The 12204-nt window shown below is 62.8% G+C and carries 10 protein-coding genes; 9 read left to right on the forward strand and 1 reads right to left on the reverse strand.

The genetic code is table 11. The features are described from left to right. Positions 1–181: 181 nt before the first annotated feature. Positions 182–1363 (reverse strand): hypothetical protein, encoded by a 1182-nt coding sequence (locus AC0KS4_RS12875; protein ID WP_238956054.1) that lies wholly within the window; start codon positions 1361–1363, stop codon positions 182–184. Between the two features lie 881 nt (positions 1364–2244). Between AC0KS4_RS12875 and AC0KS4_RS12880 the strand changes: the two genes are divergently transcribed. From AC0KS4_RS12880 to AC0KS4_RS12920, 9 genes are all read left to right on the forward strand, one after another. After that, positions 2245–2955 carry a PKD domain-containing protein gene (locus AC0KS4_RS12880; protein ID WP_238956055.1) on the forward strand — a complete coding sequence of 237 codons (711 nt, stop codon included), beginning with the start codon at positions 2245–2247 and terminating at the stop codon, positions 2953–2955. Positions 2956–3336: 381 nt separating this feature from the next. Beyond that, a complete protein-coding gene (locus AC0KS4_RS12885) occupies positions 3337–4194 on the forward strand; it encodes an MlaE family ABC transporter permease (protein WP_238956056.1) in 858 nt (285 codons plus the stop codon). A 2-nt stretch (positions 4195–4196) separates the two neighbouring features. Continuing rightward, entirely contained in the window at positions 4197–5054 is an 858-nt protein-coding gene (locus AC0KS4_RS12890; RefSeq protein WP_425326351.1) for an MlaE family ABC transporter permease, read from the forward strand. 1 nt (position 5055) lies between these two features. Next, entirely contained in the window at positions 5056–6567 is a 1512-nt protein-coding gene (locus tag AC0KS4_RS12895) for an MlaD family protein (RefSeq protein ID WP_238956057.1), read from the forward strand. Continuing rightward, a complete protein-coding gene (locus AC0KS4_RS12900) occupies positions 6564–7604 on the forward strand; it encodes an MCE family protein (protein WP_238956058.1) in 1041 nt (346 codons plus the stop codon). The genes AC0KS4_RS12895 and AC0KS4_RS12900 overlap by 4 nt, the downstream gene beginning before the upstream one ends. Positions 7605–7610: 6 nt before the next feature. Beyond that, positions 7611–8687 (forward strand): MCE family protein, encoded by a 1077-nt coding sequence (locus AC0KS4_RS12905; RefSeq protein WP_275254146.1) that lies wholly within the window; start codon positions 7611–7613, stop codon positions 8685–8687. Continuing rightward, positions 8684–9808, forward strand: a complete 1125-nt coding sequence (locus AC0KS4_RS12910; protein WP_238956060.1) for an MCE family protein — start codon at positions 8684–8686, stop codon at positions 9806–9808. The genes AC0KS4_RS12905 and AC0KS4_RS12910 overlap by 4 nt, the downstream gene beginning before the upstream one ends. After that, positions 9805–10929, forward strand: coding sequence for an MlaD family protein (locus AC0KS4_RS12915; protein ID WP_472408515.1), 1125 nt, complete (start codon positions 9805–9807; stop codon positions 10927–10929). The genes AC0KS4_RS12910 and AC0KS4_RS12915 overlap by 4 nt, the downstream gene beginning before the upstream one ends. Before the next feature lie 5 nt (positions 10930–10934). Further along, positions 10935–12197: an MlaD family protein gene (locus AC0KS4_RS12920; protein ID WP_238956062.1), complete on the forward strand. Its 1263-nt coding sequence runs from the start codon at positions 10935–10937 to the stop codon at positions 12195–12197. Positions 12198–12204: the final 7 nt, after the last annotated feature.

The following is a 12204-nucleotide window of genomic DNA, read 5'->3' on the forward strand; positions in this document are numbered from 1 at the left end:
GGCCACGGTACGACTCCTCAGACGGGTAACTGAATGCGAACCAGGTGTCTGTTCCCTCAAACCCGCCGTGCACGTAGCGATGTCGCACGGGAGTGTCCCGCCACTCATCAAGATATGTAGGGCAGATCGAAGAAGTCGTCGGTTACTGAATAGCCTGCGACGTCGAGGACCCCGTTATCACTCATTGGCAGGTCCCGCCGTTTGCGGTGAGGAACCGAGGCAGCGAGTCACTGATCGGAAGCGAGTCGGTGCGACCATCCATGCAGCCGATGACGTAGGTCAAGATGAATCCCCACCACAGGGTGCTGGTGGTGATCTGTTGGCGCGCCAGCTTCGCGTCCCGGGTTGCGTAGGCCGACAGGCCGTTATAACCGTTGGCGACGTTCATCATCACCGAGTAGGAGGTCCATGCGAGAAGGCGGTCGTACTGTTCCTGGTTGAAGCCGCGGTAGACGGTGGCCCTTGGAATCCCGACGCGGTACAGAAAGGCCGCCAACGTATCCCAACTCTGTTGACGTGCAAGCAATGTGGACTCACCAGGGCGACCGTCGATCGCTTCCTTCAGCCTTACAGCGACCTCACCGTCCGCCGAAGTCACCGAGTCCCACGACTTGCGGGCCTCGGTCATGAAGGCGGGTTCGGCCAGTGCGAAGTGGGCGTCAAGCAAGACATGGCTATCGCCGGTGTAGTACGGATCAGCGAACGGCGTCGCGCTTGTTGGTGCATTGAGACCCGGCGGCAGGATGTGCTGCATGAATCCTGCGTTGAAGCCGAAGATTCCGACTTCGCCGGGCAGCCGATCGCCCAGCATGGAGGCGAGTCGGTCCGCCTTCAATAGCCGAGTAATTCGGCGGCCGGGGGCCGGTCGGGGTGCGTTCTTTCGAAGCATCCCACGGCTGAACTCGATCGCGTCGCTGTCGCTCCCGTAGAGTGCGACCTCTCGGGCCGTGTCAAGCTGTCGCTTGTAGATCGCGTGAAACTTGCGGTCGCGCATCGCGATATTGGGCCGCTCGCCCTCGAACTCCGTCCAGCACGCACGTAGCCAGACCGCGGCGTAGTAGCCGCCCAAGTGGGCGAGCCACTGCGCCGTACCCATGCCTTCCGCTGTCGACATGTCTAGCTGGTAATTCTCGGGGGCCGTCTCCAGCCCAGCCGTGATGTTGAACAAGCGGTTCGGCAGCCAGATGAGGAAGAAGTCCTGCATCTCGGGATCCGAGCGGCGCATCTCACCGTTGTTGGTCAGACGGGGGTTGTTGGCGAACTCACGAGCGAACGCATCCAACAATCCATGGTTGGCCACCAGGCCGTGTCTGCCGAGGCTGGGAAATCCGTTGTCAGCCCAGGGATGGAAGCTCAGCCGCATTCCGGTGATCTCGGTATCTCCACATGCGCAGTCCACACTCAGAGCGGGTCGCGCTGCATCGTGTCCGCGACCCAAGCTGTCTAAACGCGCCGTCACGGTTCTCCTCACGTTGTGGCCATTCAGCCATTGTGTTAACAGAATTGACGTTAGACGCACCTGGGCAGGCCCGCAAGGCCATCTCGCGGACGGCGCAGCGCCGCAGGATGCACTCACTTCATTCCGACAGCAGAATGGTTGACGGCCTTGGGAGCACGCGCGTTGGTCCCCGCATGGCCATAACGGAGACGTTGATACCGACGGTCGACGAGTACTCGCCCGACCGAATCAGGCTTCGGCCGGGCGTTCATCGACATGGACGAAGACGTCGCGGAGCCTGTGCCCCACGGGCGCCTGCACGGCGGGTTTCGAGGGCACAGAGACGCTGTTCACTCTCTACCTGCCGTCGCCCGAGCAGCACCGCGGTAGGGTCCTCCAATTCCTCGAAGGTGGCGCAGGGGGCCACGAGAATCTTCTGTCGTCGAACTTCATGAACTTCGGCGGAGCAAGCGCCGCTTGGCAATTCGAGTACGCGTTCGACGAGATGGGTCGCTCCTCATCGAGTCCAACCAGGGACATCCTCCGAACGAGGGGATCGGATTTCACTACGACGTGTATCTGTTCGGCGCCAGCGCCGAAACGGCGAGGTTCGCCAAGTGGCTCGCGAACGAGACCTACGGACATCCGGTGCACCCACATCAGCGTTTTCCCGTTCACGCGCTACAACACGCTCGATCAGAATCCCGGCTACTACTACGACTTCTGGAACACAAGGGCCACCTCGGCCACGACGACGCCACCCGCCTCGAACGGCAGCTGGTCAAGGTGACAGCCACTGTGTCCTCGTGGGCGGAACGTTCGAGATGTGGCGCACCCGCCTTGTCGACTACGAGGCGGCGGGCGCGGCGGCCCTCACCGCGCTGATGGAGTGGGTGGAGCGGGCCGAACCACCGAAAGACACCGCCGACACAATGACGGCCGACAAGGACATCGTCATCCCGAGAGAACCCGCCCTCCGGGGCGGCGTGCAACCGGCGGTCACCCTCCACGTTGCGGGCGGTTCCCGGGTCGACGTGGTGACCGGCACGACGGTGGCCTTCGACGGCTGGGCTGCGGCGCCCGACGGTGCGGGCGCGATCGTGGACGCCGCCATGGATTTCGAGGGTGACGACGTCCGGCCCTGCCAGATCGAAGTCGACGGCAGCTCAACCGTATTGAAGTTCTCCGCGTCTCACGTCTTCGATACGCCCGGCACCTACTTTCCCGTGTTGCGGGTCGGATCTCATCGGCAGGGCGCCGGGCACCGGGGCGAATCTGTTCGGAACTTGGCTCGCATGCGCGTCGTGGTCAGCGGACCGACGCCACGGATACTGCGGTCAGCGTGGCCCGCCGCCGAGGGCCGCACCCTCCGCGGGTGCCGCTACCTCCTGGGCCACTGCGCGCCAATTGCCCTGAATAGGAGTACGAATGCCGCGACCCCCCACATCCGTCTCGACCATCGGAGCCTTGCCAACACGAGCGCAATGTGCCACAGTCCTAATCTGTTAACAGAATAAAAAGTTGCCACAACGATGGGCTCGCCATCTCCGACTGAAGACGAACACGGCACCTGCGCAGAGCCCGCACTCCAGGCGTGACCATTGTGATTTTGACTTCTTAATTCGTGCGGCAGGGGAGGCACCGGCGGTTGATGCGATCCGAGAAGGGGTTCTGTGAATGCGCCTACTGCCCGGTCTCGTATGGGACCTCGGGGTTGAGTCGCCGCAGAGTATGCACGTCGGATGAGCACTGTGCGGAAATGAGCGGAAGTTGAGTGAACGTCTAGGCAAGCCCTCAGCACCCTGCGTGCGCAGCTCGGCCCATCGGGTCGGCGGGGCCTTCAGGACAGTTCGGTGATTGCCACTCACCTGGAGGCATCGGTTGGTGCGGCTCAAGAAATGCCGAGCACTATCGAGCCAACTGGCGAGCGCTCCGCGGTACGGGAGATCGGCGACTGGGGCCGCCGGTATCTGCGGTCGCATCCGTTGCAGTCGGTGCACACGGTCGGCGGCCAGGTGGTGCTGGGTATACGCACCATTCAGTACTTTTTCATCGATCTGTTCACCGGTCGATTCATGGTGGAGGAATTCGTCCGGCAGGCCGCGTTCATGGCCGGGACCGCCGTTGTCCCGACAATATTGGTGACGATCCCGGTGGGCGTCACTTTGTCGATCCAGTTCTCGGTGCTGGCTGGGCAAGTCGGCGCCGAGTCGTTGGCTGGCGCCGCGAATGGGCTGGTGGTGATACGGCAAGGCGCCCCGCTGGTGGCGGCGATCCTCCTCGCGGCGGCCGTGGGCTCGGCAGTCAGCGCTGACTTGGGCTCGCGGACGATGCGCGAAGAAATCGACGCGATGGAGGTGATGGGCGTTTCGGCGATCCGGCGTCTCGTGGTTCCCCGGTTGGTCGCAGTCATCGTGGTAGGAGTCGCGTTGACCGGATTGGCCACCTGTGCCGGCTTTTTCGTGGGCTACCTATTCAACGTGTACATGCAGAACGGGACCCCGGGGTCGTTTCTAGCAACGTTCTCCTCGTTCGCCACCGTCGGCGATCTCGTACTGGCCCTGGCCAAAGCGATTGCATTCGGTGCGATCGTGGCCATCGTCGCCTGCCACAAGGGCTTGGACACCCGCGGCGGTCCCGCCGGGGTAGCGAACTCGGTGAACGCCGCGGTGGTCGAATCGGTATTGCTGCTGATGATCGTCAACGTGGCGATGAGCGAGCTTTACATCCTCGTGTTTCCGAGGGCGAGCCTGTAGCCGTGGCGACCACGAAATATCACCCCACCGGCGCCCGGCAACTTGTCCAGGCGGCGAGTGCGGCAGGACTCACCGTGGCAAAAGCCGGCCACATACTGTATTTCTTCGGCCGAGTACTGGCGACGATCCCTGTCACCCTCAGCCGGTACCGCAAGGAGTTCCTGCGGAACCTGTCGGACATCGCGTGGGGCAACGGGTCGATCGTCGTCGGTGGTGGCACTGTCGGCGTCGCATTGGTTTTGGGAGTCACCGCGGGTGCGCTGCTCGCCGTCGAGGGCTATAACACCTTGAACCTGCTGGGCCTAGGCCCGGCGACCGGGCTGTTGTCCTCATGGGGGTCGACCCGTGAACTGGTGCCGATCATGATCGCAATCGCGTTTACCACCCAGTCGGGTTGTCGCTTTACGGCGCACTTAGGGGCCATGCGCATCGCCGAAGAGATCGACGCGATGGACGCCATGGCCATCAAACCCATTCCTTATCTGGTGACGACTCGTGTTGTGGCATCAATCATCACGACGATTCCTCTGTTCCTGGCGTGCTTGGCGATCGCGTACATCGCTGCTCAGACTGTGGTCGGCGTGATCGCAGATACGTCCCCGGGGACATATCTGCACTATTTCGCGCTGTTCAGCAGCAGCAGGGATGTTGTATACGCGACGATCAAGGCCGTCATCTTCGTCTTCGTGGCTTCGGCGATTCAGTGCTACTACGGGTACTACGCGTCCGGCGGTCCTGAGGGTGTTGGTGTCGCAGCCGGGCATGCGTTGCGCGCGAGCATCACTACCGTCATCATCTTGAACGCGTTGCTGACGATGGCGATGTGGGGCGTCGACGCCGGCGCGAGGTTTGGCGGATAACATGCCGAACTCCTTCGACTCCGAGGGCCGAGGCCCCACCAACGGCCGGCTCTTTGTGGCGGGCGTGTCCTTCCTGCTGATCGTGGCCGCGGTCACCGCGGTCATGATCGCGAAATACAAAGGCAGACTGGACCCCATCGTGCGGGTCAGTGCCGAACTGGTCAACGTGGGCGATGGGCTGCCCGCCAAATCAGACGTGAAGTTCCGAGGCGTCCTCGTCGGATCCGTATCCGATGTCGTCCCGGCCGGTACCACACGGCGCAACATCGTCCGGATCGACCTTAAGCCCCAATACGTTTCGGGGATCCCCACCACAGTGACAGCGCGAGTGGTGCCGTCCAACGTCTTCGCCGTGTCATCGGTGCAATTGGTGGACAACGGGAAGAGCGGCTCGGCACCGTTGCGAGCCGGCGCGGTGATCCCCGAGGACCAAAGTCTGCCGACGGTGCTGTTCCAGACCACGTTGAATCGGTTCCGTCAGGTGCTTACCGCAATGGGCCGTGAACCTGCCGCCGACAGTATCGGATGGCTAACCACCTTAGGCGAGGCCACTCAAGGCCGCGGCGACCGACTAAAAGACGCCGGCCGAGACCTCAATGACATTGTCAGCCAGCTGAATACCGTCGTCGGCGACGATACGGACCCGACCACAATTTCGGCCCTCACCGCAGCCGCTGACAGGCTGCGCGACGCCGCACCCGACCTCTTCGACGCACTCACCAGCGCAGTGAAGCTAATGCAGACCCTGGCCGAGAAGCGATCCGCATTGACTGACTTTGTGTCAACCGGGCTGAGCACCGTCGGAAAGTTGGCCAATTCCTTGGACAATCAGACCGACAGATTGATTAACATCACCACGCAGTTGACACCTGTGATGGGCGTGTTCGCCGACAACGCTGACACGATCGAAGCGATCATGCACCGGATCGATCAGAACGTCAGCTTGTTCAACCACGACGTGCTGGATCCACAGACACATGCGTTACGCATCAAGGCGATTATTTCCTTCACTCCTACCCGCACCTATGTGCGCGCGGACTGCCCCCGCTACGGCGACTTGCTGGGGCCGAGTTGCTTCACGGCACCGGAGGTGCCGGTCGCCCCGTCGTTGACGCCGGCGCTGGGGTCTCGGGGATTGCCGCTACCGCCGGGCATCTCGGAGAATCGTCCCAACCTGGCCCCGCCACGGGATTCGATGACGCATGCTGGCGAGGCGAACGGAGTCCCGCCCGCGCCCGCCGGGCCCCCACTGGGCCCCCAACCGACGCCCCCGGTCGAATCCCCAGTCCCACCGCCACTTCCCGCCGAATCGCCCCAATCCGGTATGCCGAGTGTGCAGCCGCAATCGGCGGTCGTCGGCGGCAACGTCGGGCCAGTCGGTAGCCGTCAGGAGAAGGACCAGTTGAGCGTCATCACGGGAAGTCGCGCCAACGCCGCTACTGAACTCCTGCTGGGACCGCTCGCTCGTGGATCGACGGTGCACCTCGCGCCCGATTCAGGGGGTGATCGGTGAGATACCGCAAGCCGCTTATCGGCCTGAGCTTGTTTCTGGTGGTGGCGACCGTCGGAACCTGGATGGTATTCGTCACGCTGCGCCGCGATGTCGCGGGCCCAACGAACATCTATTCGGCGAATTTCACCGATGTTTCGGGGTTGCACCCCGGTGATGACGTTCGGGTGGCCGGAGTTCGCGTCGGCCGGGTCGACCGAGTCGACCTCGAGGGCACCTTGGCCAAAGTCACCTTCCGAATGCAGAGGGACCAAGTCGTCTACGACGACACCATCGCGTCGGTGACCTACCAGAACATCATCGGACAGCGATATCTCGGCCTGTCACCGGGCACGTCAGGCGACCACAGACCACTGGCGGACCACGGAAAGATTCGCCTGGAACACACCACGCCATCATTTGACATCGCCTATCTGCTCAACGGTTTCGAGCCGCTGTTCACCTTGTTGAACCCGCAACAGATGAACGACCTCACAACCGCGATCATCAAAGCGCTGCAAGGAGATTCCGGGTCAATGCTGACACTGATCACCCAAACGTCGGCGCTTGCCGAAACGTTGGCCGGGCCCGATCAAGTCCTCGGCGAGGTCATCGGCAACCTCAACGACGTGGTGACCGACCTGGCCAAACAGGACGCGAATCTGCAGGCAGTGCTCGGTCAAACTGGCGATGTCATGAAGATTCTCGCCGACCGGCGTGACCATTTGGTGGCATCGGCGGGTTCGATCAACGCAGCGGTTGCACGATTGGCGACGATCGCCCGCAACGTCACCCCCGATCTGCAGGAAATAGTTCGCCGCGAGCCCGGATTGATCGGACACCTCACCCACGAGGGCCGGGAACGCTTCTCATATGCGGGAGCGAACTTTGTCTATCTCTTGAAGGGTCTTGCCCGAATAAGCCAGGAAGGAAGCTACGGCAGTGCCTATATCTGCGACGTCAACGTCACCCTTTTCGCGTTCCTCGGCCGACTGATTCCCGCCGTTGTTCGACTCGCGTCACCTGGCAATGTCATCCGACACTCACCGGTTTGTAGGTAGCCCATCATGTTTGATCGACTCAAGCGGCCCATCGAGGGATACAACAAGGTCTGGCTGGGCACCATCTCGGTGGCTCTCATGGCGGTGGTCGTGATGGTCGTCGTCGGGATCGGCCGCCTGTCATTGGGTCAGACCGGCTATCAGGGCGAGTTCCTGCAGGCCGCGCAGATCACTCCGGGTGACCAGGTCACCGTCGCGGGGATTCCGGTGGGCGCGGTCAACAGCGTGGAACTGGCCGGTGACCGCGTCGTCGTCAAGTTCAAGGTACGCAACGACATCCACCTGGGAAGCGACACGCGGGCTGCGATCAAACTGACCACTCTGCTGGGACGGCGCTATCTCGAGCTATCCCCGGCAGGCGCCGGCGGCCTCGACCACCGCAGGATCGATTTGGCGAACACGTCGGTCCCCTACGATCTGCAAAAGACACTGGCCGATGCGACGACCACATTCGAACAACTGGACGCCGACCGTATCGCCGAGTCGATGAGCACCTTGGCCAATGGCCTCACCGGTGTGCCCGAAGCGTTACCGCAAGCTCTGGACAACCTGAGATCGCTTGCCGCAGTCATTTCCGGACGGCGCGATCAAATCGGCTCCCTGCTCAACGGTCTCGACAAAGTCACCACGCTGATCGGCGACCAGAAGGCCAATCTCGGCTTGCTCGTGCTACAAGGCCGAGACCTGTTGTCCGAGATAGTCTCCCGGCGCGCCGCAGTGCAGCGGCTGTTCGTCAGCACAACTGCGTTGGTCAACACGATCAAGACCATCCTCAACGACTCGCCTGGCATCAACGAAATGCTGTCAAATATGCAGGATTTCTCTCACATGGTCGCTGAGAAAGACGCGATGCTCCGCAACTTCCTGCAAGCCCTCCCGCTGCCCCTGCGTAACATCGTCAACGCCTCCGGTAGCGGGACGGCAATCGACGCCTCGGCAAACGCCTTAATAGATTCATGGATGTGTGCGCTCAGCGCGCGCGCCAAACAGTTCAACCTGCCCGAATACTTGAGGGACTGCGAACCGGCACCGGATCCATTTCCCGGATGGCCCCCACCCGATCCCGCAAGGGCGCCCCGATGAGCCGCAAGCTCGCGCTGACAGTCGCGGCGCTACTGGCAACAGGGTCGGCCGTCGTAGCCTTCGCCGTGATACCCGGCAGCGCCGATCGGTCGACGACTGTGACGGCCCAGTTCGAGGACAGCATCGGGCTCTACGAGGGCAACCCGGTGTCGGTGCTGGGCATGCCGGTCGGAAAGGTGACCCGCATCGTCCCGAAGGACAGCTACGTCGAAGTCAAACTCGAGATCGACAAGGGTTTCGACATACCCGCCGATGTTCAGGCCGTCACCGTCTCCACGTCGATCCTCACCGACCGGCACATCGAACTGACCCCCGCTTACCGCAGCGGGCCGAAGTTAAGAGACGGCGACGTCTTGGGCTTGGCCCGAACCCGCACACCGGTCGAGTTCGACCGAACGTTGGCGATGGTTGACAAACTCTCGCGCGCCCTGCGCGGTGACGGGCAAGGGCAGGGGCCGCTGGGCGCCCTGGTCACAATCGGCGACAAGATGGCCGCGGGTAGCGGAGCGAACATCAAAACGACCCTCGATCAGCTATCACAGGCGCTGCGTCTGGGCGCCGATAACGGCACCCACACCAAGAAAGACATCCAGGCGATCGTGGCCAATCTCGCGCAGCTGACACAGTCAGCCGCCGACAACGACACCGCGATACGCGAATTCGGCTCCAACGTGCGCCAACTCAGCGACATCCTGGCCGACGAAAACCTCGGCACCGGCGACACCGGCAAAAAGATCAACCAGATACTCGATCAAGCGACGTCGCTGCTGCAGACGAACCGCAACGGGCTTAAGGGTACCGTCGCCGATTTTGAAACCCTCACCAAGGCCGTCTCCGACTATCGCCGCGAACTAGCAGAAACAATCGACGTACTACCGATGCTCTCGGACAACATCTACAACGCGATCGACACCAACGCCGGCGCCCTACGCGCGCACATCCACGCCGACAAGATTCTCGTCGACTCACAGCTGACCAAAGAAATCTGCAACCTCGCGGCAATCAAAGACCTGGGATGTGCAACGGGCACCATCACCGACTACGGGCCCGACTTCGGCGTGCGCTTTCTGTCCGAGGGCGTGTTCGGCATGCTCGAACAGATGGCGGGAGGTCACCCATGACCCACGGTGTAGGTGCTGCCCGCCGCGGCTGGCGAGGCGCGGTAGCGGCCGGATTGACCATGCTGCTTGCCGGATGCGCCAGCGGACTGGAGAGCTTGCCGCTGCCGGCGCCCGGCCAGACGGGCACCGGTATCTCGTTGACCGCCGCATTCTCCAACGCACTGAATCTGCCGACACAGGCGAAGGTCAAACTCAACGGCGCCGACATCGGTGAGGTCGAATCAATACGCGCGCAGAACTTCACCGCTTACGTGAAGATGCGGATCAAGGCAGATGTCCAGTTGCACGTCGGCGCCACCGCGGAGCTGCGGTCGGCCACTCCGCTCGGTGACGTCTTCGTCGCCATCCGGCCCGACCCGAACGTGGCACCCGGCGCGCTGCTACGCGACGGAGACACCATCGCATTGGGCTCCACGTCGGCCGCCGCGTCCATCGAACAAGTCCTTAGCTCGGCGGCGCTGCTGGTCAATGGGGGTGCCGTCCGGCGCCTAGTGACGATCGTGAACGGCACCGGTTCTGCGGTGGGCGGGCGCGGCGAGAAAGTCGCCGAGCTGCTCAGGCAGTCCAATACGCTGATATCGCGGCTGAACGCTCGCTCCGCCCAGATCGACCACGCACTGCGCAGTACCAATGACCTGGCCGCCACCCTGTCGGCCCGCCAGGACACCCTGAGGGAGGCCATTACGGCTGCCGCGCCGGCTACAGGCGTCCTGGCAGACAATACCGCGGCGCTGGCCGACACGGTCGACACGATCGCACGTATCACCAGACAGCTCAATCGGTTCCCGTCCTTGCGGGGCACCGACACCCGCAGCTTGATCGCAGACCTTAACCGTCTCTCGGCGAAATTCAACGACATCAGCCTCGACCCCACTGTCAGCCTTAGAGAATTGAACATGTTGCTGGGGCCCTTCATGCAATTTACGCATTCGACTGCAGTAAACGTTGTTGCGATCATTCCGAAAATCGCGATCGGCGCATTGCCTGACAAGAACTATCCCGGCGATCCCGAATTCCACTTGCCCGACGGCACCGACTATCACGCAATGATCGGCAGCCTCAGATACGAGTGGAACCTGTTCTTGAGCAAGATATACGGACCCGAGCATCGGCCCCGGTGACGATCATGACAACGAACCCGCTGGAATGGTCGGCGCGACTGACCGTCGACTCCGTCCGGGCCCTGGCACGCCGCCGCCTCGCGGTGTCGGTGGCCGGTGTTGTCCTCACTCTGCTCGTCGCGGCGACCTACATTGTGGTGGGATCGCTAGGCATCAACCCGGCACGCTCGATGATCGCCGTGCGGGTGCTGTTGCCCGAGTCGGGTGGGCTGTTGCCCAACCAGGACGTCACGTTGCGCGGCGTACCGATCGGTCGCATCAAATCGGTCACATTCCGCGACAAGGGCGTGGTGGCACTGGCGTCAATCGACGCCGACGTGCGGGTGCCGCAGAACAGCTCGGTGCGTGTCTCGGCCCTGTCGGCCGCGGGCGAACAGTACTTGGATTTCCGGCCCCTTGACGGCCGCGGGCCGGTGCTGACCGACGGCAGCGTGATCGGCGAAGACCAGGCAACCGTGCCGGTGTCGCTGCCGCAACTGATCGCCGATGGTGACGGGGTGCTGGCTCAGCTGGATCCCCAAAAGCTTGCTGCCATCACCGATGAACTGCGGGTAGGAAAGCAGGGTCCGCAGAAGCTGGCGGCGCTGTTGGACGGCGGAGCGTTTCTGATCTCGACACTGGATTCGATACTGCCACAAACCGTTAGCATGCTGCGCAACGGCCGCACCGTGTTGACGACGCTGGCCGACGTCAGCCCCGGTCTGCAGCACACGTCGCGGAATCTGCAGGCAATCCTGGGCGGGGCCAACGCCATGGACGGTGGCGTTCGCCGCCTCCTCGATCGCGGCCGTGCGCCGTTGGATGCTCTGGACGCGATCTTTACCGACAATTCCGACACGATGGTTCAACTGCTGGGCAATCTCACCACTGTTGGCCAACTGACGTCCGAGCGTATCCCCGCCCTACGCGCTTTCGTAGCTGCCCCCCGCGGGTCGGCATTGGATGCGCTGCGCGGCACTCTCCGCGACGGGGCGCTATGGGCCATCGCGGACATCTACCCGCGTTACGGTTGTGACTACAATCTGCCGCGGCGGCCGGCCACCGTGCCGGATTTCCCCGAGCCGTACCTCTACACGTACTGCACCAACCCGGACCCCGCTGTGCTGATACGTGGTGCCCGTAATGCACCGCGACCGCCCGGCGATGACACCGCGGGCCCACCCGCGGGCTACGACCCCCTCGCACAGACCGATCCAACGCCGGTGGGCCACAACTCAATTCCCACAAACTACGGTGGACCACCGCTGGACTTACCACTACCAAAGTAGGAGAGGC

The sequence above is a fragment of the Mycobacterium sp. NTMscope_MAC_12 genome (assembly GCF_976985675.1).